This is a genomic window from Cytobacillus dafuensis (genome assembly GCF_007995155.1).
GTDB classification, from domain to species: Bacteria; Bacillota; Bacilli; order Bacillales; family Cytobacillaceae; genus Cytobacillus; species Cytobacillus dafuensis.
Genome location: NZ_CP042593.1, coordinates 1,629,625 through 1,655,063 on the forward strand (window position 1 = coordinate 1,629,625; position 25,439 = coordinate 1,655,063).

General features: G+C 37.1%; 23 protein-coding genes. 18 read left to right on the forward strand and 5 right to left on the reverse strand.

The features are described 5' to 3' along the window. Positions 1-48: 48 nt before the first annotated feature. Positions 49-1,455: a hypothetical protein gene (locus FSZ17_RS07730; protein WP_057774484.1), complete on the reverse strand. Its 1,407-nt coding sequence runs from the start codon at positions 1,453-1,455 to the stop codon at positions 49-51. A 239-nt stretch (positions 1,456-1,694) separates the two neighbouring features. Here FSZ17_RS07730 and FSZ17_RS07735 point away from each other — a divergent pair, with 239 nt between their 5' ends. Further along, positions 1,695-3,941, forward strand: coding sequence for an AAA domain-containing protein (locus FSZ17_RS07735; RefSeq protein WP_057774482.1), 2,247 nt, complete (start codon positions 1,695-1,697; stop codon positions 3,939-3,941). A 35-nt stretch (positions 3,942-3,976) separates the two neighbouring features. Here FSZ17_RS07735 and FSZ17_RS07740 read toward each other — a convergent pair whose 3' ends face one another. Next, positions 3,977-4,483, reverse strand: coding sequence for an antibiotic biosynthesis monooxygenase family protein (locus FSZ17_RS07740; RefSeq protein ID WP_057774479.1), 507 nt, complete (start codon positions 4,481-4,483; stop codon positions 3,977-3,979). A 504-nt stretch (positions 4,484-4,987) separates the two neighbouring features. On the opposite strand from FSZ17_RS07740, the gene hemE reads away from it, so the two are divergent. The 5 genes from hemE to FSZ17_RS07765 all read left to right on the forward strand — a co-directional run bounded on the left by hemE (position 4,988) and on the right by FSZ17_RS07765 (position 11,464). Beyond that, complete coding sequence (gene hemE / locus FSZ17_RS07745; protein WP_057774469.1) at positions 4,988-6,034, forward strand: uroporphyrinogen decarboxylase; 1,047 nt, start codon at positions 4,988-4,990, stop codon at positions 6,032-6,034. Between the two features lie 78 nt (positions 6,035-6,112). Continuing rightward, positions 6,113-7,045, forward strand: coding sequence for a ferrochelatase (gene hemH / locus FSZ17_RS07750; RefSeq protein ID WP_057774466.1), 933 nt, complete (start codon positions 6,113-6,115; stop codon positions 7,043-7,045). A gap of 30 nt (positions 7,046-7,075) precedes the next feature. Further along, complete coding sequence (gene hemY / locus FSZ17_RS07755) at positions 7,076-8,503, forward strand: protoporphyrinogen oxidase (RefSeq protein WP_057774464.1); 1,428 nt, start codon at positions 7,076-7,078, stop codon at positions 8,501-8,503. A gap of 158 nt (positions 8,504-8,661) precedes the next feature. After that, positions 8,662-9,237, forward strand: a complete 576-nt coding sequence (locus FSZ17_RS07760; protein ID WP_057774461.1) for a TetR/AcrR family transcriptional regulator — start codon at positions 8,662-8,664, stop codon at positions 9,235-9,237. A 67-nt stretch (positions 9,238-9,304) separates the two neighbouring features. Next, positions 9,305-11,464, forward strand: a complete 2,160-nt coding sequence (locus tag FSZ17_RS07765; RefSeq protein ID WP_057774458.1) for a YhgE/Pip domain-containing protein — start codon at positions 9,305-9,307, stop codon at positions 11,462-11,464. 58 nt (positions 11,465-11,522) lie between these two features. On the opposite strand, the gene yhfH is transcribed toward FSZ17_RS07765, so the two are convergent. Next, on the reverse strand, positions 11,523-11,657 hold the full coding sequence (yhfH, locus tag FSZ17_RS07770) for a protein YhfH (protein WP_082625326.1): 135 nt from the start codon (positions 11,655-11,657) through the stop codon (positions 11,523-11,525). A gap of 174 nt (positions 11,658-11,831) precedes the next feature. Here yhfH and FSZ17_RS07775 point away from each other — a divergent pair, with 174 nt between their 5' ends. The 9 genes from FSZ17_RS07775 to FSZ17_RS07815 all read left to right on the forward strand — a co-directional run bounded on the left by FSZ17_RS07775 (position 11,832) and on the right by FSZ17_RS07815 (position 21,220). Next, complete coding sequence (locus tag FSZ17_RS07775) at positions 11,832-12,581, forward strand: MBL fold metallo-hydrolase (RefSeq protein WP_057774455.1); 750 nt, start codon at positions 11,832-11,834, stop codon at positions 12,579-12,581. A gap of 64 nt (positions 12,582-12,645) precedes the next feature. After that, entirely contained in the window at positions 12,646-13,632 is a 987-nt protein-coding gene (locus FSZ17_RS07780) for a lipoate--protein ligase (protein ID WP_057774452.1), read from the forward strand. Positions 13,633-14,029: 397 nt separating this feature from the next. Then, on the forward strand, positions 14,030-14,545 hold the full coding sequence (locus FSZ17_RS07785; protein ID WP_057774446.1) for an RNA polymerase sigma factor SigV: 516 nt from the start codon (positions 14,030-14,032) through the stop codon (positions 14,543-14,545). A gap of 1 nt (position 14,546) precedes the next feature. Continuing rightward, positions 14,547-15,425: an anti-sigma-V factor RsiV gene (locus tag FSZ17_RS07790; protein WP_057774442.1), complete on the forward strand. Its 879-nt coding sequence runs from the start codon at positions 14,547-14,549 to the stop codon at positions 15,423-15,425. 317 nt (positions 15,426-15,742) lie between these two features. Continuing rightward, a complete protein-coding gene (locus FSZ17_RS07795) occupies positions 15,743-17,299 on the forward strand; it encodes a fatty acid--CoA ligase family protein (protein WP_057774439.1) in 1,557 nt (518 codons plus the stop codon). 118 nt (positions 17,300-17,417) lie between these two features. Beyond that, the gene (locus tag FSZ17_RS07800) at positions 17,418-18,182 is read left to right on the forward strand and encodes an enoyl-CoA hydratase-related protein (protein WP_407643442.1); all 765 of its coding nucleotides are present in this window, start codon (positions 17,418-17,420) and stop codon (positions 18,180-18,182) included. A gap of 154 nt (positions 18,183-18,336) precedes the next feature. Then, entirely contained in the window at positions 18,337-19,356 is a 1,020-nt protein-coding gene (locus FSZ17_RS07805; RefSeq protein ID WP_057774434.1) for an ABC transporter substrate-binding protein, read from the forward strand. Positions 19,357-19,440: 84 nt separating this feature from the next. Continuing rightward, positions 19,441-20,451: an ABC transporter permease gene (locus FSZ17_RS07810; protein ID WP_057774431.1), complete on the forward strand. Its 1,011-nt coding sequence runs from the start codon at positions 19,441-19,443 to the stop codon at positions 20,449-20,451. After that, positions 20,426-21,220, forward strand: coding sequence for an ABC transporter ATP-binding protein (locus tag FSZ17_RS07815; protein ID WP_057774428.1), 795 nt, complete (start codon positions 20,426-20,428; stop codon positions 21,218-21,220). The genes FSZ17_RS07810 and FSZ17_RS07815 overlap by 26 nt, the downstream gene beginning before the upstream one ends. A 165-nt stretch (positions 21,221-21,385) precedes the next feature. Here FSZ17_RS07815 and FSZ17_RS07820 read toward each other — a convergent pair whose 3' ends face one another. Further along, entirely contained in the window at positions 21,386-21,937 is a 552-nt protein-coding gene (locus FSZ17_RS07820) for a helix-turn-helix domain-containing protein (protein ID WP_057774426.1), read from the reverse strand. A 396-nt stretch (positions 21,938-22,333) separates the two neighbouring features. Here FSZ17_RS07820 and FSZ17_RS07830 point away from each other — a divergent pair, with 396 nt between their 5' ends. From FSZ17_RS07830 to FSZ17_RS07840, 3 genes are all read left to right on the forward strand, one after another. Further along, the gene (locus FSZ17_RS07830) at positions 22,334-23,038 is read left to right on the forward strand and encodes an AzlC family ABC transporter permease (protein ID WP_082625325.1); all 705 of its coding nucleotides are present in this window, start codon (positions 22,334-22,336) and stop codon (positions 23,036-23,038) included. Between the two features lie 17 nt (positions 23,039-23,055). Next, positions 23,056-23,361 carry an AzlD domain-containing protein gene (locus FSZ17_RS07835; RefSeq protein ID WP_057774416.1) on the forward strand — a complete coding sequence of 102 codons (306 nt, stop codon included), beginning with the start codon at positions 23,056-23,058 and terminating at the stop codon, positions 23,359-23,361. Positions 23,362-23,660: 299 nt separating this feature from the next. Continuing rightward, complete coding sequence (locus FSZ17_RS07840; protein ID WP_057774413.1) at positions 23,661-24,932, forward strand: M48 family metallopeptidase; 1,272 nt, start codon at positions 23,661-23,663, stop codon at positions 24,930-24,932. A 179-nt stretch (positions 24,933-25,111) separates the two neighbouring features. On the opposite strand, the gene FSZ17_RS07845 is transcribed toward FSZ17_RS07840, so the two are convergent. Next, positions 25,112-25,348, reverse strand: coding sequence for an IDEAL domain-containing protein (locus tag FSZ17_RS07845; protein WP_057774410.1), 237 nt, complete (start codon positions 25,346-25,348; stop codon positions 25,112-25,114). Positions 25,349-25,439: the final 91 nt, after the last annotated feature.

Below are 25,439 nucleotides of genomic sequence, written 5' to 3' on the forward strand. Positions count from 1 at the left end.
TAAGTGGGGGATGAAAGAGCCCCCCACTGATGGAAGTTTCACTTTATTCTAAATTAAAAACATCGCTACTAATGTTGTAACAACTAATCCGATCGTAACGGGCAGAATATTTCTGCGGGCAAGTTCGAAAGGATCTACATTACATATCGCTGCTGCTGGGATGAGCGCCCATGGGACAAGCGTTCCACCGCCTACCCAGATGCCTGCAATTTGCCCTAATGCGGTTAATGTAGCGGCACCTGATCCAATTGCCGCGGCAAATAGCTTTGCAATAGACCCTGCAAGCGAAATTCCTGAGAAGCCTGAACCATCCAAACCAGTAATAGATCCAACAACAGTCAGTGTGATGGCGCTGATTTCTTTACTCAAAGGAACTAGTGCAGCCAATCCAACCCCTAGGTCATTTACGATTCCGTGAGAGCTTTCAGGTAAAAAGTCGCCAATGATAGTTGAGAAACCTGAATCACCTAAATAGAAGAAGGCAGCGATTGGGATAACTGGGCCAAAAACCTTAAATCCAAATTGGAAGCCATCAATGAGATAGCTCGTTGTTTTTTCCAGCCCGTTGTTTTTGTGAGCCAGAAGTGCAATGATTAATAGGATAAAAATGGATGTCCCGCCAACTAAAGCAGTAGCATCTCCACCTTGCAAATCCAATATATACATCGCAGCGACATCGACAGCAAATAATAAAGGAATTAAGAGGGCGAAGAAACGCTTTTGACCGAGGGAGAGGTATTGATGATTATCTTTTTTCTCAGAAGTATTTTCGTTAGCATATGGTGCAAGTCCTGTACTAGCATTTAATTTTCCTAGTTTTATATCTCGTTTTAATAGATAAAATGCAGTGATTGTTGTGACAGCTCCCATGACAATTACGAGTGGGATACTAGCATTTATTACATCTCCAACCGGCAATCCAGCAGCATCCGCAGTTAATTTTGGAGCGGCTTGAATAACAAAGTCACCAGATAAGGCAATGCCATGACCAAATAGATTCATTGCGACTGCTACCCCAAGAGCAGGGAGTCCAACACGAATGGCAACAGGAAGTAAAACAGCTCCCATTAAAGCGACGGCAGGAGAGGGCCAGAAAAACCAGGAAATCACCATCATTACTATTCCGATCGTCCAGTAGGCAAGAGCAGGTGTTTTGATTAACTTCGCAAAGGGAGAAATCATAACATCATTTATTTCAGTTATAGTTAGTATTCTGCTCATGGCAACAATGATTGAAATAATGAGAATTGTAGGAAGCAGTTCTGATATGGCGAAAATAAAGCTATTAAAAATGCTGCTGACAGACGAACTCAAAGATCCTGTTGCGGTTATGGCGATTAAGAAAATACCAAGTATACATACAAGAGTGGTATCTCTTCTCATAACCATGAAGCCAATAATAAATACAATGAAAAGTACATAAATCCAGTGAAGTGCCGTTAATTCCACTCCCATTCATTCTCCTCCTTGTCACCAATTTCTATTTCAATTCTAGGCATTTAACTAGACCCAAAATGTATTACAGAATATGAAAAAGATTTGAATTTGTGATCATACTTTTCCATAAATAATTAATGTTGTTTTTGAAATAATCAATTCATTAACAAGACTTAATAGGTCGATTCGATTTTTATTAAAAAAGATGCTATATTTTCTTTCTAAACATTTTTCTTTTAAGGAAAAGGAAGTTTACGATGATAACAACATACGAGTATATAAAAAATTGGCAAAAGGCATTAAAAGCTGAAATTATGCATTTAAAAAAGGATGGAAGTACAAAATACCGTTTATTCAATGGAAGACTGCTTTCCAATAATCATGCATTTACTTATTTTTTCGACAGTGTCTCTCATATAAAGATACCGGTTGGTTCTTCGGTGAGAATTGAATGGGGGAGCAAGAAGTCGGAAGGACGCATTCTTTCATCAGAAGGAAAAAGCGTCATTATCGAGATAGAAGAGAATTTAGGCGTTTCTTTATCAGAAGTCTTATTAGTTTATGATCCATGGGAACTCCTCGATGAGCTTTTTCAACGATTGGAAGAAATGAAAGGAAGCAAACGGAAAAGAAGCAGGATAAAAGTGTTATTAGATCCGTCCATAAAGGCTAAGCACCCTGAGGATAAAATTAAATCGAATGTCCATGAGCTCATCCTGCGTTCTAAGTATAATCCTGTTACATATGTATGGGGTCCTCCTGGTACGGGGAAGACTTATACACTTGCCAGAGTTGCCGCAAATAAATATATGAAGGGCTTACGGGTGCTTGTTCTATCTCATAGTAATCAGGCAGTTGATGTTTTAATGTCTGAAGTATCGTTATTTTTAGAGAAAAAGGGATACAAGAATAGAGGAGAGCTTCTTCGGTATGGGTCTCAATTAGGAGAGGCTATTAAAAATCGCCCCTTTATGACAGCAACGCAATTAATTGAAAAACATCATACCGGATTAGCAGAAGATAAGTTGAGTCTTACAGAGGAACGTCGATTATTGAAATTAGATTTATCTAGTTCATTCAGTAAAAAAGATACAGAAAGATTGCTGCATATAGAAAAGAAGCTTGGAAGTATTTTAGATAAAATTCGTCAAAAAGAACTTGAATTTTTAAAAGAAGCTAAGGTTATTGGTACGACGTTAGCGAAAGCAGCGAGTGACTCAGCTATATATGAAAAAGAATTTGATCTTGTTATTGTGGATGAAGCGAGCATGGCTTATATTCCACAAGCAGCTTTTGCCGCTACACTTGCAAAAAGAACAATCATATGCGGAGATTTTAAGCAACTCCCTCCGATCGCTTCCGCAAGACACCCTCTTGTTAATGAATGGCTTCGAGAGGATATATTCCATAAATCTGGTGTGTCAAAATCGGTTGAGGAAGGGAAGCTACACCCTCATTTATTTCTTCTTAAAGAGCAGCGCAGAATGCACCCTGATATTTCTTCCTTCACGAATAAATATATATACCACTCGCTAGTAGGAGATCATAAAAGTGTATGGCAATTAAAAAGGGACATTGCTAAAAGAACGCCTTTCGAGAACCAAGCTTCAGTATTGTTAGACTCATCAGGTGCAGGTGAGTATTGTATGATAGATCGATTTTCAAAATCCCGAATGAATTTATGGCATCTACTTCTATCCTTTCAGCTTATATATGAAGCTTATATTGGTGGTACGAGGTCAATTGGGTATGTAACTCCATACCGTACTCAGGCTATTCTAATGGAACAATTACTTGAAGAAATATATGGGGAAGATCTTAAGGAGGCAGGTATCATTGCCGCGACAGTTCACCGATTCCAGGGGAGTGAGCGTGATGTCATGATTTTTGATACGGTCGATAGTGATCCTCAGGAAAGGGCAGGGATGCTGTTAACTGGAAAAGAAAGTGCAAGATTGTTGAATGTAGCGATTACAAGAACAAAGGGCAAGTTTATACATGTATGCGATTATTCATTTGTGCAAAACAAAGTCTACAATAACAAAACATGGAGCATGCTTGCTAAGCATCAGCGTTTGAATAATAAGATGGTTCTTCCAAATGAGGTAGGTAAATGGATTAAGAATCAGCATCCAAGATTGCAGTGGATGCATGCAAGAAAGCTCGAAATAGTCATGGGAGATATTCTTTCAGCAAAGAGTTCCATCATTCTATCGCTTCCAATAGGGGAAACTTTAACAAAAGAATGGATTTCAGCCTTAAATCGACGAGGAAATGGAGTAAGCCTAACATTAGTCGGAACGGAACAACCTCCTGGTTTAAAATCAGATAAAGTCATTCAAGAGACGTTTCCCTTTCCTTTTATTATCATAGACAGACAATATTTGTGGCTTGGCGTTCCTATTGAAGCAAACAGAAAAGCATTACCGCCTTTTGTTGCAGCAAGACTGCAATCCAAAATGATAACAGAGTATATATTGTCCCAAATAAATGATGGACAATAGAAAAGGATGGGCTCTTTAAGCTCATCCTTTTCTATCTATAAAGTTTTTGTTTCGGGAATAAAATATTTTTTGATGTAGGGTGCTCCAATAAATAGAGCTGCTTGTTTTGATGATGAATTTTTTTCATTAAAGTATTCTTTGAAAGATAGAGAACTCTCCCAATCTTTAAATGATTGTTCATTTTTCCATAAGGTTAATATGACATATGTATCCGATTTTAGAGGGCGTAAAACTCTATTAGCAATTAAGCCTGGAAGTCTTTCTAATAGCTTTTCTTTATTTTTAAATCGATGTTCAAATAACGGTCTATCTTCTTCTATTATCGGGAAATGATTCATGACAACAAACTTAGCTTCTCCAAGATTACCTAAAGATTCAAGCACTTGAAATGAACGAGGCATGCTGAAAATCGTTTTCCTTTCTGTTTCATGTAATAATACGGCATTCTCGTTATTTTGCATCAAAATAATGGTTTCGCCCGGGTGTTTGTCCTTAATTTTTTCTAAAAAGTCAAAGGTTCCACTTGTCATATAAATATTCATTCTAATCACCCTTTCGTATATTTATCGCAGATTAACGGGCAGTAAGCCCCCCACTTCAAGGATTCGCGTCTGCAAAGAAGAGTAAGTGGGGGATCAACTGCCCGTAAAGGCCCGTAAAATGAACACAGACTAAAAGCGCCACATCGTGTGGCAACGTCTGTGTGACCCACTTCCTGTGGGCCGCAACTAACCATCAGTGGGGGGTGAAGGCCGACTAAGAACGCCACGTCCTGTGGCAACGTCGGCACTAACACGTCCTGTGCGTCGAAAAACCCCCACTGATGGAAGTTTCACTTTATTATCCTTTACTTTATTCTCTCTTAATTCAATTATCCTTGCCAGAAAAACAATTTTCGTCAAATTTCCGACATTTGCACTCTTTATCTATACAATCATTTTTGAAAAAGCTAAAGTTAGAAAGAATGGATAGTTGTCTAAATTTCAATTTACACTATAAATATATTACAATGTTAAGCAGACAGTCTTGAAAGGTGGATATTATTAATGGAAAGAAAAATAAATGATACATTTTTGAGAGCAGCTAAGGGAGAGAAAACGGACTATGTACCAGTATGGTATATGCGTCAGGCAGGGCGTTCCCAGCCAGAATATAGAGCAATAAAAGAAAAATATTCATTATTTGAAATTACACATCAGCCTGAACTATGTGCTTATGTGACAAAATTGCCGGTGGATCAGTATAACAATGATGCCGCTATTTTATATAAGGACATTATGTCACCGCTTCCAGCGCTTGGGGTTGACGTAGATATTAAATCTGGAATTGGTCCAGTCATTTCTAATCCGATTCGTTCATTAGCTGATGTTGAAAAATTAGGTGAAATTAATCCTGAGGAAGATGTTCCTTATGTTTTAGACACAATTAAAATTTTGACCCAAGAACAGTTAAATGTACCACTCATTGGATTTGCTGGTGCACCATTTACATTAGCCAGTTATATGATCGAAGGCGGCCCTTCAAAAAATTACAATAAAACAAAAGCATTTATGTATGCTGAACCGAAAGCTTGGTTTGCCTTAATGGACAAGCTAAGCGAAATGACCATTACATATGTGAAGGCTCAAACTAAAGCTGGAGCAAAAGCCATTCAAATTTTTGATTCATGGGTTGGTGCCTTAAATGTTGAAGATTATCGTGTATTTATTAAACCGACGATGAACAAAATATTTTCTTCATTAAGAGAAGAAAATGTTCCACTTATTATGTTTGGAGTAGGTGCCAGCCATCTTGCAATGGAATGGCATGATCTTCCATTGGACGTAGTTGGATTAGACTGGAGGCTTCCTATTAAAGAGGCGAGAGAAAGAGGAATTACGAAAGCAGTTCAAGGAAATCTTGACCCTGCTATTCTATTAGCCCCATGGGAAATAATAGAGCAAAAGGCTAAGGCTATTTTAGATCAAGGAATGGAATCCTCTGGTTACATTTTTAACCTTGGGCATGGTGTATTCCCAGATGTTAATCCAGATACATTAAGAAGATTAACGGCATTTGTTCATGAATATTCCGCTTCTAAATTAAGTAAGTAATCCCTATTTACTAATTAGGTAAGCATGAATTTTTAACGCAATAATAAACTAGAAACTGTTTTATATGAGGTGAACAACATGACAAGAAAGAAAATGGGATTACTAGTAATGGCTTATGGAACACCATACAAGGAAGAAGACATCGAGCGATATTACACCCATATCCGCAGAGGTAGGAAGCCTTCTCCAGAAATGCTTGAAGATTTAAGAGGAAGATACGAAGCAATAGGTGGAATATCTCCGTTGGCAGAAATTACGATGAATCAGGCTAAAAGTCTTGAAGCTTATTTAAATGACATACAAGATGAGTTTGAATTTCAAATGTATCTAGGATTAAAGCATATTGAACCGTTTGTTGAAGATGCCGTAAAGCAAATGAATGAAGATGGAATAAAAGAGGCTGTTAGTATCGTTCTTGCTCCTCATTTTTCCACTTTCAGTGTAAAGTCATATAACGGCAGAGCAAAGGAAGAGGCTGAAAAGCTTGGAGGGCCTGTCATCCATTCAGTGGAAAGCTGGTACGATGAGCCAAAATTTATAAAGTATTGGGCTGATCGAGTAAAAGCAGCCTTTGAAAGCATGCCAGTTGATGAAAAGGAAAAAGCAGTTTTAATTGTGTCTGCTCATAGTCTTCCAGAAAAAATATTGCAATTAGGAGATCCATACCCACATCAGCTTGAGGAAACCGCTCAAATGATCGCAAATCAAGCAGGAGTTAAAAACTATGCAGTTGGTTGGCAAAGTGCTGGAAATACACCTGAGCCATGGCTTGGACCAGATGTTCAAGACTTAACAAGAGAGCTGCATGAAAAAGATGGTTATAAGGCATTTGTTTATGCGCCTGTTGGATTCGTATCTGAACATCTTGAAGTACTATACGACAATGATTATGAGTGTAAAATCGTAACGGAAGAGATAGGCGCAAGCTACCATCGTCCTCCTATGCCAAATGATCAGTCGGATTTTATAGATGCGATGGCAACTGTCGTTCTGAAAGAATTGTCCAAATAAAGAAAACTAAAGTAAAGAAGGCGAATAACCGTGTCGGAGCTAAAGCAAAAGGTTGTCATCATTGGGGGAGGAATTACAGGCTTAACAACGGCATTCTACTTGCAAAAGGAAGCAAGAGAAAAGGGGCTGCCTCTTGAGGTCAAGCTAATTGAGGCTTCTCACCGTCTTGGGGGTAAAATGCAAACCGTGGTGAAGGATGGATTTGTAATTGAAAGAGGTCCAGACTCTTTTCTTGCCCGTAAACTAAGTGCAACCCGTCTCGCTAAGGAAGTCGGAATGGAAGATGAACTTATTAGCAATACGGCTGGTAAATCATATGTATTAGTACAAGAGAGTCTCCATCCAATGCCTGGTGGATCCATTATGGGCATCCCAACTCAGATGGCACCTTTTGTTACTACCGGATTGTTTTCTGTAAAAGGGAAAATGAGGGCAGCTGCAGACTTTGTATTGCCCCGTTCAAATCCCGCAAAGGACCAGTCTCTTGGAAAGTTTTTCAGGAGAAGACTTGGAGACGAAGTGGTTGAAAACTTAATAGAACCACTTCTTTCCGGAATTTATGCAGGAGATATTGATCAGCTAAGCCTGATGTCAACCTTTCCTCAGTTTTATCAGGTAGAGCAAAAATATCGAAGCCTAATACTCGGTATGAAGAAAGCTACACCAAGTCAGCCAAAAAGTGCTAGAGAGAAAAAAGATAAAGGCATTTTCCTGACATTTAAGTCTGGTCTTCAATCATTTGTGGATGCAATTGAAATGAATTTGGACCCAAAATCAGTTTTAAAAGGCTATAAGGCTGAAAAAATTCATAAAAAGGATAACGGATATGAGATTGAATTAAATGGTGGAGAAATTCTACAAGCTGATAGTATCGTTATTTCTGTTCCACATCATATAACGCAATCGCTTTTCTCCCAATTTAATTTTTTCGAACCATTTAAAGAGATGTCATCCACTTCTGTTGCAACAGTTGCTCTTGCCTTCCCTGAAGAAGCAATTGAAAAGGATATTGAAGGTACGGGATTTGTTGTATCAAGAAATAGTGATTATACCATTACCGCCTGTACATGGACCCATAAAAAATGGCCACATTCCACTCCAAAAGGAAAAGTACTTATTCGTTGTTATGTTGGAAGGCCTGGAGATAAAGCGGTTGTCGATTTATCAGATGATGATATGATAAAAATCGTTCTTGAAGATCTTAATAAAACAATGAATATTACAATGGATCCTGAATTTGTAATCATTTCTAGATGGAAGGATTCAATGCCACAATATACCGTCAGCCACAAAGAGCGGATTGAAAAGGTCAAAAACCATTTAGATTCCGAACTTCCTGGAGTATTTATTGCTGGAAGTTCTTTTGAGGGTTTAGGTTTGCCAGATTGCATTGATCAAGGTGAAGAAGCTGTTGAAAAGGTTTTATCATTTTTAATATCTAAAAAAGCTGTCAGATGACAGCTTTTTATTATTAAGTAAAGTTAATGCATACTATATAGAAGTGAAAAAATATCATTGTTAGATATTGATTTTTCTTTTTTTCTATGTTAAGGTATTTTACATACAAATTGACCAAAATGTTCATTTAGTCAAAATGATTTTTTTGAGGTGAGAGAATGGCAATCGATCGCAGGCAATTGATCATTGAAGCAGCTACTAAATCTTTTTCATTATTTGGTTATAAGGCGACTACTATGGATCAAGTTGCTAAGATTGCAAATGTTGGAAAGGGAACCATTTATACCTTTTTCAAAAATAAAGAAGAGCTTTTCGATGAAATAATTAGCTCACTTATCAATGAAATGAAGCTTGCTGCAGATGAAGCAACTAACTCTACTTCTTCATTTCATGAAAAAGTTCATCGAGGTCTCTATAAGATTTTAGAATTTCGTAAAAAGCATCAGCTAACCATTAAGCTTTTTCAAGAGGAAAAAGAAATGGGGACACCTGCAGTTATAGAGGTTATGACAAAATTAGAGGATGCCATCATTAAGTATTTAAAGGATCTGATCTTATATGCGATTGAAAAAGATGAGATTCAAGAATGTGATCCAGAGCTGACTGCTTTTATTATGCTAAAGCTTTATATTTCTCTTATTTTTGACTGGGAGAAACAGCATAGGCCGTTAGAGAAGGAAGAAATTGCAAGTATATTTGAACATTATATTTTTAAAGGATTATCAAAGGGATAGTCCTCATTTTTTACAAAAGATTGACTGAATGAACAAAATGGTCATTTTATATAAGGAGGCAACGAGATTGAAAAACAATCTATTTAAAAAAGAATTGCTCGCTGTTTTTCGGAATAAAAAGCTTCTAATTCCAATTATTGCAGTTCTTTTTATTCCAGTATTATATAGCGGGATGTTTCTTTGGGCATTTTTGGACCCTTACGACAAGTTAGAAGATCTTCCAGTTGCGATTGTGAATGAAGATAAAGGCGCATCCGTTGGTGGAGAAGAGCTGCATCTTGGGGACGAGCTTGTTGATAATTTAAAGGAAAGCAAGGATTTTGATTATAAGTTTGTAGATAAAGAGGAAGCTTATAAGGACCTCGAAAAACAAAAATATTATATGCTTATAGAAATACCAAAGAATTTTTCCGAAAATGCAACAACTCTTCTTGATGAAAATCCTGAAAAGTTAAAGCTTAAATATGTACCGAATGAAAGCTATAACTTCCTATTCTCTCAAATAGGCAGTTCAGCTGTAGAACAAATAAAAGCATCTCTTTCTGAGAATATTACGGAAACATATGCCGAAACAATGTTCGATCAAGTTAGTGAACTTGCTGATGGAATGGGGCAAGCCAGTGATGGAGCTTCACAGATTAATGAGGGAGCAGCTGAATTGAAGGATGGTTCTTCAGCATTATATGAAAATCTTTCTAAATTAGCTAAGAGTTCAATCGAATTTAGTGATGGTGTAGGACAAATCAATAATGGCTCTAAAGAATTAGTAACTGGTTCCAAAGCGCTTGCTGATGGACTTGGTCAGTTGCAAGAAGGCCATGAAAATCTAGAAACAGCCTCTAAGCAATTAAAAGATGGCAATGAGCAAGTGGCTGCGGGAATCTCTCAATCTAAAGAGGGATTAAATAAAGTAAATGAAAAGATTCCAGCCATCGTTTCTGGAACAGAACAGATTGGTGCTGGAGCAAAAACACTATCAACATCTTTACAACAATGGCAATCAGAAGCAGAAAAAGTGAGCGGTGGTTTTTCTAAATTACAAGAAAATCTTCAGGTTTTAATCAGTCAGCTTCCTGAAAATTCCCCACAGCGCTTGGAATTAGAAGCTACATTAAACCAGTTAAAAACTGGAACAAGCAAGCTTGCTGGTGCTGCTGGACAGATAGCAAATAGTAGTTCAGAGCTTGCCAATAATGTTGGTACGTTAAATGAAGGACAGAAACAGCTGCAGCAAGGTGTTAGTCAACTTGCTCAAGGGAGCCAGCAGCTTGAAAGTGGAGCCCAGGAAGTTACAAAGGGACAAAATGAGTTCCAAGCAGGAATGGATACCTTTGGACAAAAATTCGCTGAAGCGAAGGCTGGCGCAGATAAATTAGCAAGTGGTACTACTGCACTGGCAGGAGGACTTGATCAATTACAAGATGGTTCGAATGCAATTAAAGATGGAACAGGGCAGCTGAAGGACGGTGCCGGAAAACTTGCCGATGGAAACACAGCTTTATATGATGGTTCAGAAGAATTATCAAGTAAACTTGCTGAAGGTGCTGATCAAGCATCATCCGTACACGCGAATGATAAAACATTTAATATGATGGCTGGCCCAGTCAAAGTTGATAATGAAAAAATTAATGAGGTACCAAACTATGGAACCGGTTTTGCACCATATTTCTTATCACTTGGATTATTTGTTGGGGCATTATTATTATCCATCGTCTTCCCATTACGTGAACCAGCAGGAGTACCGCGAAGCGGCATAAATTGGTTTACAAGTAAATTCCTTATCTTAATGGGAGTTGGAGTCATTCAGGCTTTAATTTCGGTATTTATTCTTCTTGTAGGCCTAAATATAGAGGTTCAAAGTATACCTTTATTTATCCTATTTGCGATTATTACGAGTCTGACCTTTATTACCTTAATTCAATTCTTTGTTACAGTATTTGGTGATCCAGGACGTTTTATCGCGATCATTATCTTAATCCTACAATTAACAACAAGTGCGGGAACATTCCCACTTGAGTTAATTCCGGATTTCTTACAGCCATTTAATGCAATCCTGCCAATGACTTATTCTGTTTCTGGATTTAAAGCAGTGATTTCGAGCGGGGACTATAGCTTTATGTGGCAAAATGCAGCGATATTAGGTATCTTTATGCTGATATTTATCACTGGAACAATTGTATATTTCACAGCAATGCATAAAAAACGCTTTGCTGCTGTCACTGAATAATATTAAAACCAGCCGAAAAAATTACGGCTGGTTTTTCTATTAATATAGGAATCTAGTATTAAAGATCTTTTACACCTAAGCAATGATCACATTTATTTCCATAGCATTCATGCTGCTCTTCAATTGGCTTCCCACACTCAACACATTGTTTTGCTGGTAAATTTCTAAAGAAATCTAAAATGTTTTGAATCATTTTGAAGCCTCCTATTAATTGTTTAATTAGTAAGATTATTTGATTTTATTGTATTATAACAGATTGTATTTGTCAATATCTGTTTCAATACAAAAATAAAGAAAATGAAAAAATAGGCTCCTTTGGGTATATTAGAATTAGTGTTAAGATCTAGCTTCTTAGGGGGAATGGTAAATGAAACTAACAGTTATTGGGTGCTGGGGAGGATATCCAAAGCCAGATGAGGCAAGCTCTGGATATTTACTTGAGCATAATGGATACCACTTATTAATTGATTTTGGAAGCGGAGTGCTATCTAAAATGCAAAAAATTGTACAGCCCGAGGAAATAGATGCTGTAATCGTTTCTCATTATCATCCAGACCATATTGCGGATATCGGGGTATTACAGCATGCTCGGCTTATTCAAGGAATACTAGGAAAGGAAATGGAGTGCCTGCCAATTTACGGCCATTCACAGGATGAAATTGAATTTTCTAAGCTAACGTATAAAAATATTACAAAGGGTATGGCTTATCAGCCTGATCAAACTTTAACAATCGGTCCATTTGAGGTACAATTTTTACAGACAGACCATCCTGTTCCATGCTATGCAATGAGAATTGAAGCTGAAGGCAAATCAATCGTTTATACATCTGATACATCCTATAAAGAGGAATTTATCCCTTTTAGCGAAGGTGCAGATTTATTAGTGTGTGAATGTAACTTTTATGGGAATCTGAATGGGAAAAGCGCGGGACATATGACAAGCTTTGATGCTGGAAAATTGGCAAGTAAAGCGAATGTGAAGCACCTTCTCCTCACGCATTTACCTCATTTTGGTAGTATAGAACAGCTTAAGGAAGAGGCATCACAAGTATACAACGGACCTATTTCTTTAGCTTCCTTTCAGTGGTCTATAACATTAGTAGAAAAGAATAACTAGATTAATGTGTTATATCCTGATTATAAAGTTGTCTATGAAGTGTTTTTAATAAGGAGTGAATGAAATGTTATTTATCGATAACAAAGGGATAACAGATCCAAGAATCAACCTAGCCATTGAAGAATATGCATTAAAAAATTTAGATATTGATGAAACTTATTTGCTTTTTTACATAAATGAGCCATCCATAATTATTGGAAAAAACCAAAATACAATTGAAGAAATTAATACGGAATATGTTGAAGGTAATGGCATTCACGTTGTTCGACGATTGTCTGGCGGGGGCGCTGTGTATCATGATCTAGGCAATTTGAATTTTAGCTTTATTACAAAGGATGACGGGGATAGCTTTCATAATTTCCGTAAATTCACCGAACCTGTTGTTCACGCTTTGCAAAAGCTAGGAGTCAATGCAGAATTAAGCGGACGAAATGATCTAACAGCAGAAGGAAGAAAAATTTCAGGAAATGCGCAATTTTCTACAAAGGGAAGAATGTTTAGCCATGGAACACTTCTTTTTGATTCTGAAATCGATAGTGTAGTTTCGGCTTTACGAGTGAAAAAAGATAAGATTGAGTCAAAAGGTATTAAATCCATACGCAGCCGTGTAGCGAATATTTCTGAATTCTTACATGAAAAAATCACAATCCAAGAGTTTCGTTCTCTTATTCTAAAAAGTATTTTTGGTGGAGAAGATGTTCAAGAGTATAAGCTAACTGAGGAAGATTGGGGAAAAATCCATCAGTTATCGAAAGAGAGGTACCAAAATTGGGATTGGAATTATGGGAAATCACCAAAATTTAATTTGCAGCATTCCCACCGTTTCCCTGTCGGACAAATTGATATTCGGCTTGAAGTTGAAAAAGGAAAAATTGAAAATTGTAAAATTTACGGTGACTTCTTTGGGGTTGGCGATGTAGGTGATATTGAAAATAGACTCACAGGCTTGCGCTATGATAAATCTGAAATAGAAAAGTCTCTAGAAGATATTAATTTTAAGCACTATTTCGGAAATATTACAAAAGAGGATTTTTTAAATTTAATCTACTAACCATTCATGAGAGCGTTTCTTACGGGGAACGCTCTTTTTAATGGACAAGATCTTATTCACCGGCTGTGTTAAAGCTCAGTGTTGAAAATGCTATTTTGTTGTTGATTGGAGTGGAAGGCGCGAGATCCTCGAAAATGCATTCGCATTTCCTTCGTGCGGTGTTTATTCGGGGGAGATTATTCAGCGTCCTGCGGGAAATGCGTGTCCAGGGGAGACCCCGCAGGAGTGCTCTTCGACGAGGAGGCTTCCCGACCGCCCGCGATCGCTAAGCGCCAGCAGCGGAAATCAACAGGGATGCTTAACGCGCTTAATAATAAAAAGCAAAAACTTTTTACTATAGATCGTGCGTCTTATAAGTGTATACAAATTACTAGCAATAAAGGAGCCTTTTTGCGATATGGGAAAGAAACGCAGATTTAATGATAATGATTTATTTACTGAATTTATAAGAGATAACAAAGAGAATTGTTATCGGCTGGCCTACAGCTATGTGAAAAATTCTGAGGATGCATTAGATATTGTACAAGATGCGATTCAAAAAGCGATTCTATCATATGATTCTCTTCAAGATTTAAATATGCTTAAAAGCTGGTTTTTTAGAATAGTGGTTAATACTTCCTTAGATTTTCTCAGAAAGCATAAAAGAGTCAGTATTGTAGATGCTGAAACGATGGAGTTTATCAGTTCTGGAAAAGAAGACCATTATGAAAATGTTGATTTAGAGAGGGCATTGGATCAATTAGCACCAGAATATAAAAGCATTATTGTTTTACGATTTTTTGAAGATTTGAAAATTGAAGAAGTTGCAGAAGTCCTGAATGAAAATGTCAACACGATTAAAACACGACTGTATAAAGCATTGAAATTATTACGCATTGAAATGAAGGACGAAATGATCAAGGGGGCTAATTAGTATGGACAAGAAATTAGAAGAACTTAAAACAGAATATAAAAATATCCCAATTCCAGATGAACTAGATTTCGTTGTTGAAAGGGCATTAAAAAAAGGGAAGAAAAATAAAAGAGGTTATAAATGGATGGCTGGAACGGCTGCAGCTGCTATTCTTTTTATCGGAGGCATTAACATTAGTCCAGCTATGGCTAATTCTTTAGCAGAAGTACCTGTTGTTGGAAGTATCGTAAAAGTACTGACTTTTACAGAATTTAAGGTTGATGAAGATAAATACCAGGCAGATATAAAAGTACCAGCAATATCGGATTCAGAAAATGGAGAGTTAGCTCAAAGTCTGAACGAAAAATATTTAACTGAAGGAAAGGAACTATATGAGCAATTCAAGGCTGAGATGGATGAGCTGGAAAAAGAAGGTGGCGGACATGTTGGCGTTGACAGCGGTTATGAGGTTAAAACGGATAACGATCAAATTTTGTCAATCGGACGATATGTTGTGAATACTGTTGGTTCGTCTTCTACAGTCATGAAGTATGATACAATCGATAAGAAAAACGATATCTTATTAAGCTTGCCAATGTTGTTTAAAGATGATAGCTATGTGAAGATCATTAGCGAGAATATACAAGAGCAAATGAGAGAGCAAATGAAGGAATCTAATTTTGAAAAAGTATACTGGGTTGCTGATTCTGGTATCGAGGATAATTTGGAAGTATTTGAATTGATTAAAAAAGATCAGAATTTCTATATTAATAAGGATGGAAAATTAGTTATTTCTTTTGATAAATATGAGGTTTCTCCAGGATCTATGGGGATTGTAGAGTTTGTCATTCCTACAGAAATTATTTCTGATGTGTTAGTCAGCAATGAATATATTAAATAGTCTTAACAGAGAAGAGAGGTCCTCTTCTCTTTTTTTTATAAAAATGAAACCAACGACATTTTATATTCAAGGTTCAACTTTTAATAAAAAGGAGAATTAACCTTTTTTATCCTTTCTACTTGAATTCATAAATTTCTTTCAATATAATATATTTAGAAAATTTTATTATTAGTCTACTAAAGCGAAGTTGGATTTCGATTTAGGATCTGCTAAGAAGACTGCATAAGAAAAAATAAGGTTTCGCGGAAAAACATAGCGAACTCTTAATTTTTTCAATAAAATGAATGATCATTCATTCATAAAAGGGGGAAGGGTCAATGAATTTAACTCAACAACTCCAAGAAACGGCAAAAAATATGGCAAACAAACCAGCTTATTATTTTATGGACCAAATGAGTACATATGCAGAGCTTGATGGGGCTGTAACTAAATTTGCTGCTGGTTTAGAACAATTAGGGGTAAAAAAAGGGGAGCATATTGCATTATTGTTAGGAAACTCTCCGCATTTTGTAATCAGCCTTTATGGGGCACTTCGTCTTGGAGCAACCGTTATACCAATAAACCCCATTTATACACCTGATGAAATCGGATATATCATTAAAAATGGGGACGTGAAATCTGTTGTAATGCTTGATTTACTTCTGCCTTTAGCAGAGAAAATACACCTTGCATTACCAAAAGTAGAGAATTATATTATTTGCGAGACACCCCAAGGAAAGAGCTCTGATGTTGATATAACACGCCTATCCGTTTATCCAAAGTTGAAATCGTTTTCACAGGTTGTAGCTTCGGGAAGCTTAAGCTATAAAGGTCCTGAGCTAGATCATGATGATGTTGCTGTTATTCTTTACACTTCTGGTACAACTGGAAAACCAAAAGGAGCAATGCTTACACATAAAAATCTTTATAGTAATGCCAAGGATATTGGTGATTACTTGAATATGAGCGAGAATGATCGCGTCATTACAACTCTTCCTATGTTCCATGTATTTTGTTTAACGGTTGCTTTAAATGCACCACTAATGAATGGTGCAACAATTATCATTGATCCTAAATTCAGCCCTAAGGAAATTTTCCGAATGGTTGATGAATATGAGGCAACAGTCTTTGCTGGTGTTCCAACGATGTATAATTTTCTTCTTCAGTATGCAGAAGCATACGGTGGCAACTTAAGCTCCCTTCGACTTTGTATTTCAGGCGGAGCTTCTATGCCTGTAGCGTTGCTAAATGGCTTTGAAAAAAAATTCAATGTCATGATCTCTGAAGGATACGGCCTTTCTGAGGCTTCACCTGTCACATGCTTTAATCCGCTTGATAGACCGAGAAAGCCTGGATCTATTGGAACTTCAATCCTAAATGTAGAAAATAAAGTAGTTGACGAACTTGGTGAGGAGGTTCCAGTTGGAGAGGTAGGAGAATTGATTGTCCGAGGCCCTAATGTGATGAAGGGATATTATAAAATGCCTGAAGAAACGGCTGCGACAATCAGAGATGGCTGGCTTTATACAGGTGATATGGCAAGAATGGATGACGAAGGCTATTTTTATATAGTTGATCGCAAAAAGGAATTAATTATCGTTGGAGGCTATAATGTATATCCTAGAGAAATAGAAGAGGTATTATATGATCATCCAGATGTAGTTGAGGCAGCTGCTGTCGGTGTACCAGATCCGAATCAAGGAGAAGCGGTTAAATGCTATGTAGTGAAGAAAAATCCTGACTTAACTGAAGCTCAGCTTCTCGAATATTGCAGTGAGCATTTAGCGAAATATAAAAATCCATCTACCATTGAGTTTATAGAAGAACTTCCAAAGAATACAACAGGGAAAATATTAAGGAGAGCTTTGAAAGCTCAAGTTTTGCAAAATCAGTAATTAGCTGTGCCAGACAGAAAAATGTCTGGCTTTTTTTCACTCTTGAAAGGGTTTTCATGAAATATATCGAATTGGAACAGGTAGTAAACAAAAAGGAGTGAGGCATTTGAGTTCTATCATGCTTGAAATGAAGGAGCATATTGCAGTCGTTACAATTAATCGCCCAGATGCAATGAATGCTTTTAATTATAATACACTTATAGAGCTTCAAGCCGTAACAGAGGAATTGCGGACGAATCCTGCTGTTCGAGTTGTTATATTTTCTGGTTCAGGTGAAAAAGCGTTTAGTGTAGGAGCTGATTTGAAAGAACGAAAAACATTATCTGAAGTTGAAGTAAGAAGAAATATTTATAAAATCGGTGAGGTTTTTACATTAATTGATCAACTTCCACAGCCGACAATTGCAGCAATAAATGGATTTGCCTTTGGAGGGGGTATGGAATTAGCGTTATCATGCGATTTTCGGATTGCTGTTTCAGGAACATTGATGGGGCTTACGGAAACAAGTCTTGCTATTATCCCTGGGGCTGGAGGGACACAAAGATTGCCAAGATTAATTGGGCAAGCAAAGGCATTAGAGTTAATATTAACAGCTAAACGTCTAAGCTCTGAGGAAGCTTTAAGCATTGGCCTATTAAATCGAGTGACAGATAGGGAAAATCTCTTAAATGCTTGTTTTGAACTAGCAGGACAAATGCTTGCAAATGGTCCGCTAGCTCTTCAGCAGGCAAAGTTTGCTATTAAACAAGGGATGAGTGTAGATTTACAGACTGGTTTGCATATTGAAAGAAAAGCATACGAAGTTATTATTCCGACAGAAGATCGAATAGAAGCACTTTCAGCTTTTGCAGAAAAGAGAAAACCAAATTTTAAAGGGAAATAGAGAATACAGCAATTGCTGTATTCTCTTTTTTATTTAATAAAATTTTTTGAAAATAATAAAAAAGACTTGAATTTTGTCTATTAATAGATTTATAATTTAGTGAATAAAAGCGCCAAAGCATAAAAGCGTTCATGTAAAAAAGGGGGATGAAAAAATGATAAAGAAAATTAAGTGGTTAACTGCTGCTAGTTTAGTAGGAATTGCTTTACTTAGTGGCTGTGGAAGCGAGAATACAAACGGGACAGATAATTCTTCAGATAAAGAGGCGAAGAAAACATATAAGATAGGTGTAACGCAATTTGCAGAACACCCATCTCTTGACGCAGCTACAGAAGGCTTTATTAAAGCTTTAGAGGATGAAGGATTTAAAGACGGAGAAAACACTGAATATATGATTCAAAATGCACAAGCAGATATGAATAATACTCTAACCATTGCTAATAACTTTGTTGGTGATAAGGTTGATCTTATTTTCGCTAATGCTACACCAAGTGCTGTTAGTGCTCTAAATGCTACAAAGGAGATTCCTATTCTTTTCACTTCTGTAACCGATCCAGTCGGAGCAGGTTTAGTGGAAGCATTTGATAAACCAGGTGACAATATTACTGGAACTACAGATAATCACCCAGAAGGGACAGCTAAAACAATCAATTTTATTGCTGAAGAGATAGGAGCAAAAAATATCGGTGTCATTTTCAATGCAGGGGAACAAAATTCGGAGGTCCAAGTAGATCAAGTTAGAGAACTTGCCAAGAAGCAGGGGGCAAAAGTTGTTGAAGCTACAATCTCTACTTCTGCTGAGGTAAAACAAGCTGCAGAATCTTTAGTCGGACGTGTGGATGCGATATATATTCCAACAGATAATACAGTTGTTTCAGCATTAGAATCGGTCATTTCCGTTGCAAATAGCAAGAAAATTCCTCTTTTTGTTGGTGAACTGGACTCAATGAAACGCGGAGCAATTGCAGCGAGCGGTTTCAATTACTTTGACCTTGGTTACCAAACTGGCAAAATGGCTGCAGAGATTTTAAAAGGCAATAAAAAAGCATCTGAAATTCCTGTTGAGCTTCCAAGCAGCTTAAAGCTAGTCATTAATAAAAAAGCAGCTGAAGAACAAGGTCTTGAAGTGAAGCAGGAGTGGGAGAAAATCGCTGAGTTTTATGAAGGAGAATAAGTAAACTGCTGCAATCTTTGTTCTGCAAAGATTACGAATACAGTCTACATGTTACTTCCACATCAGTCAGAAAGGAAGAGTTATATGGCCACAGCTATCTTTGGTTCAATTGAGGCAGGTGCGATCTATGCCTTAATGGCACTAGGAGTCTACTTATCATTTAGAATACTAGATTTCCCTGATCTTACTGTAGATGGGAGCTTTGTGACAGGTGCTGCAGTCTCTGCTGTCCTTATAGTTGGAGGAATGAATCCATTTCTAGCAACACTTATTGCTTTATTTTGCGGATTTGCAGCAGGCTGCATCACGGGGCTGCTTCATACAAAGGGGAAAATTAACCCATTATTATCTGGAATTTTAATGATGATAGCCTTGTATTCAATTAATTTAAGGATTATGGGGAAGTCAAATGTTCCTCTTTTATCAGAAGAAACCGTAATAACAAAATTAACTGCATTTTGGCAAGGCCTAGGACTTGATAATGGACTTCATGCCTTGTTTTCGGATTCTGGATTTGCGCCCAAAACGTGGGGAATCCTTATTCTCATGCTATTATTAGCTCTTGTCGTAAAAGTCATTATTGACAGTTTCTTAAAAACAGATTTTGGATTAGCTATTCGTGCGACAGGTAATAATGAAACAATGATTCGCAGCTTTTCGGCAGATACTGATTTATTAAAAATTATTGGTCTCGGTATTTCAAATGCACTGGTCGCACTATCTGGTGCACTTATTGCTCAATATAACGGTTTTAGTGATGTTGGTATGGGAATCGGCATGATTGTCATTGGTCTAGCCTCTGTCATTATCGGAGAGGCCATTTTTGGAGCGAAAACAATCGTAAGAGCCACCTTTGCTGTTATAGGTGGAGCGATTTTGTATCGGCTTATTGTCACACTTGCACTTAGGGTTGATTTTCTTGAAACAGGAGACATGAAGCTCATAACAGCATTTATCGTTGTTTGCGCTTTAGTTGTGCCAAAAATTGTTGAAAGGCAGCGAGAAAATCAGCGAAAAAAGCGGCGATTAGTTCAATCTAAACAAAAAGCAAACGAGAGTGGTGAGCAGCTTGCTGCAATTAAAACAAATTCATAAAGTCTTTAATGAAGGGACACCTGATGAGAAAATAGCTCTCCGGCATATGAATCTGCATTTAAAGCCAGGTGATTTTATGACCGTAATTGGCAGTAATGGTGCGGGTAAGTCGACACTTATGAACCTTATTTCAGGAAAATTAATCCCTGATTTAGGTGAAGTCATTATCGATGAAAAAGACGTTACGACAGTGAAGGAATTTAAAAGGTCAAGATTGATTGGGCGTGTTTTTCAGGATCCAATGGCAGGAACTGCACCAGCAATGACAATTGAAGAGAATCTAGCTATTGCTTATTCAAGAACAACTTCCCGTGGATTAAAAAGAGGGGTAACGAAAGCAAGAAGGGATTTTTTCAAAGAGAAGCTTGAAACACTTCATCTCGGTTTAGAAAATCGTCTGCAAGCAAAGGTAGGTTTATTGTCAGGAGGAGAAAGGCAGGCATTATCGCTGTTAATGGCAACATTTACGGAACCGAAAATTCTCCTGCTTGATGAGCATACTGCTGCGCTTGATCCTTCTCGAGCTGAGCTTATTACGGCTCTTACGAAAGAAATCGTTGAAGCATATCATCTTACAACCTTAATGGTCACGCATAATATGCAGCAAGCACTTGATCTTGGAAACAGGCTTATTATGATGGACAAAGGTCAGATTATTTTCGAAGCAAATGAAGAGAAAAAACAAAAATTATCGGTGGATAAGCTGCTAGAAGAATTCCAGAGAATTCGCGGGGAAAAAATGAGCAGTGATAAGGCAGTACTAATCTAACTATCGAAGATGTTAACATAATAATTTGCCGATTAATCAGGGGTTGTCTCAAAAGCAAAGGCGTCAGAAACCACGAACACTATCTGCATCAATAAGCGAGTGAGATTCTAGATAGTGTATTATGTGATGACAGACACCTTTTGGGACAACCCCTTTGAAGTTTTTTCATGGATAGTACATAACAACTTGGCATCTCACCATATCTGATCCGATATTTTTATAGGTATGCATTTTATTTGCTAAAAATCGTATGGAATTTCCTGTTTGAATCTGGATTTGCTGATTTCCTATGTGTACCTCTAGGAATCCTGTCATTACAGTTATGAACTCTTCGACTCCTTCAGTATGCTTATCAGACGTATGCTTGCAGCCTGGTTCAATCTCTACTATATATATTTCGAACTTTTTTCGAGGATCGAAGGGGAAAATAGGGTAGACCCGGTAATCCCCTTTACTTTCCATAACAGGTGAGATCGACTTTAAGTCTACAAAGAGAACATCAGATGGCTCCTCCTTTATTAAAGAAGAAAATGAAACTTGAAGACCGCTTGCAATTTTCCATAATGTCGTGACGGTAGGGTTTGATTCTCCTCGTTCAATTTGCCCGAGCATCGCTTTGCTTACACCTGTAATTTCAGATGCAGCATCAAGGCTGTATCCTCTTGTTTTACGTATGTTTCTTAAATTTTCTCCAATATTTTTTTGAATATTATCCATTTTTTCCTCCAAAATAGTTGTGCGCTATAGCATACATATGTATAATATGATTTATCGATAATCTATTATAACATACATAATATCTATTATAGTAAACTTCCGAATGGAATTTTAAATTTATTTGGCTTTGTTAAAGCTTAGTGTTGAAAATGCTATTTTGTTGTTGATTCTCGCTGCAGGCGCGAGATCCTCGAAAATGCATTCGCATTTCCTTCGTGCGGTGTTTATTCTAGGAAGATTATTCAATGTCCTGCGGGAGAGCGAGTCAAAGGGAGACCCCGCAGGAGCGCTCTTCGACGAGGAGGCTTCCGGACCGCCCGCGAGCGTTAAGTGCCTGCAGCGGAAATCAACAGGGAAGTTTAATATAGCCATTTATAAAAAAGGGTGGTGCGATCATTGGCGGAGCTGGCAATGAATAAAACACAATCAGAATTTAGGAAGGGGTTTCAATCAGGTGTAAGCATTGCAATCGGATACGCACCTGTTGCCTTAACCTTCGGACTCCTTGCCAAAACAACAGGGCTGTCTTTTGGTGAAGCGGTATTAATGAGCTTAATCGTTTTTGCTGGTGCTTCACAGTATATCTCACTCAGCTTGCTAACGCTTGGGACTGGAATATTTGAAATTATTCTAACTACTTTTATTGTGAATATTAGGCATTTTCTAATGTCCGCAGCATTAAATGAAAAATGCGAAGAGGATCAACTTGTAAATAAAGCTATCTATTCCTTTGGGATTACAGATGAAACCTTTTCTGTTGCTGCGATGCGGGATGACACAGTTACGACAGGCTATATGCTTGGGCTTAATCTAATATCCTATCTGAGCTGGGTAATTTGTTCTGGAATTGGTTTTTTACTTGGCGCTAGCCTTCCGCAATCCTTGCAGCAAAGCATGTCAATCGCCCTTTACGCTATGTTTATCGGATTATTAGTACCAACTATGAAAAAAAGTGTTAAAGTAGTTTTTTTGGCCGCTTTAGCCGCGTGCTTTAATACAATTTTTACCTTAACGAATGCCTTTTCCACTGGCTGGGCAATTGTTATTGCTACACTTCTCTCTGCAGTCATGATTGAGCTAATGGAAAGGGGTAAAGAATAAGCAGAGGGGGAGTAAGAGTGAGAAGTGAGATCGTTTGGATGATAGTCGGGATGGGACTTGTCACTTATATTCCTAGAATGCTACCTTTTTTACTTTTTAAAGGGAAAGAATTACCATCATTTTTACAAGGAGTTTTGAAAAATGTCCCATCTGCTACTTTAGGGGCACTCATTTTCCCTGGTATTTTTTTTATTAATGAAGACATCTGGTTTGGTATATTGGGGGCAGCGGTTGCTTTCATTGCTGCCTACTTTGGAGCGAATGTCATTATTGTTGTCCTAGGTTCTATTGCCTTTTTATCTGTTTATTCATTTATTATGTAGCTAATATTTAAAGAAAACTCGCCGATTGGCGAGCCTTGGAAAGGCGAAGACAGAGGCGTAGTTGCACTTACACTTAATTCCTAAAATTGGCAACTACGTCGAATCATCTTCTGCGCTGGCAATTTATAATTTCTTAATGTGTGAAAAAAGCCGATTCATAAAAGAATCGGTTTTTCTATTGCTCTTTTTGTCTAAGCTATACAAGGATGGGATTTGGATAGGACATAAGAAAATGTTCTAAATATTGATTTTTATACTAAACTAACTATATGAAGGGTTGTACAAAAGGGGGGAGTGATATGGCAAGAAAAATAGGATTTTATGGTGTGATTGCCTATTTTCTATATGGATTATTCTTTTATTGGTATTTATTTTATTTTGCGGATACAAGCTTAGCATTTGAATATGAGGGATCAAGGGCAGATCCTGCAACATTCTTGAATAGCAGAGAGCTTATGCTAAGTGAAGGATATTCTAAAATTAGAGATCTATTATTTTTCCTATCTACACCATTTGAATGGCTTTTTTATTTATTTATTATGCTGCTTGGTTTTTCGAATGCTTTCAAAAAATGGGCAGAGCAGTCTTCAAAATTCAAGTTTATACAAATATCCATATACCTAATTTGGCTTTCGTTCTTTTCTTTTATCGCAACATTGCCATTGAGTTATATTAGCTATTCCTTATCTAAAAGCTATAATATTTCTACTCAAAGCTTTGGCGGGTGGATGAAAGATGAACTCATTGATTTTTGGATTAATTATGGGACGATGTTAATCATTGTACCTGTTCTTTATTGGCTCATTAATAAGAGTCGAAAAAGATGGTGGCTTTATGCGTGGCTAATATCTATTCCCTTCACACTATTTATGATGTTTTTACAGCCAGTTGTCATTGATCCTTTATACAATGATTTTTATCCGTTAAAAAATAAAGAACTGGAAGCTAAAATTTTGGATCTGGCAGACAAAGCCAATATCCCTGCTGAACATGTTTTTGAAGTAAATATGTCAGAAAAAACAAATGCTCTTAATGCTTACGTTAACGGAATTGGGTCGAATTCGAGAATTGTACTCTGGGACACAACCTTAAATCAGTTAAATGAAAATGAAATTTTATTTATCATGGCGCATGAAATGGGTCATTATGTAGAGAAGCATATTTATTTCGGAATAGCAGGCTATTTGCTTTTATCCTTAGTAGGTCTTTACTTAGCTGCAAGGATAATGGAGCAAGTTATTAGCAGATGGGGAAATGTGTTTAAAATTCCTGCAGTTAATGATATTCGCTCATTGCCGTTATTTTTAATGATTATCTCCATGCTTTTATTTATCTCAAGTCCATTTTCAAATTTTGTTTCCCGTTATCAGGAATCCCGAGCTGATAAATATGCCATTGAGCTTACAAAGGATACTGAAGCAGCTATACAAACATTTCAGGAATTAACCCGTGCAGGACGAAGCCAGGTAAATCCGCCGTTGCTTGTAAAAATATTTCGATATGGTCATCCGACCATGCTTGAAAGAATTTCCTACCTTGAAGAATATGAGATTAAGAATCGATCCAAATGAGCAGGGAAGTCTGAACCTGCTCGTTTTTCTTTATTCAGAAAAAAAGGACTGTCCCAAAAGCAAAGGTGTCAGGCACCACGAACCATATCTAGAATCAATAAAACGAGTGGGATTCTAGATATAGTGTACTAAGTGGATGCCTGACACCTTATGGGATAAACCCTTAGGCTTTCTGGTAGCTATGTTCCGAATCGTTTAGTTAGTTCAATATATTGTTTGGATAAATGATTAAACTTATTTTTGTTTCCTTCATCGATAGCATGATCGATTTCTTTTAGTAGCTTCTTTTTCTCGCTAGTCAACAGCACTTCAGAAAGCAGCATGTCAATGTAAAGGTCTAAAACATAGGATTCTTTTAACTTCTTCTTTTTCATTGCGTTTTTTTTCATCAGCTCTGTGTATGATTTTTCATTCATGAAAATCACCTCAACGCTTTTTACTATTATATGTATTTTTCTTCTTTATTCAACTTATTTTTTTAAATTTTAAGAAAATATTTTCTAGTGT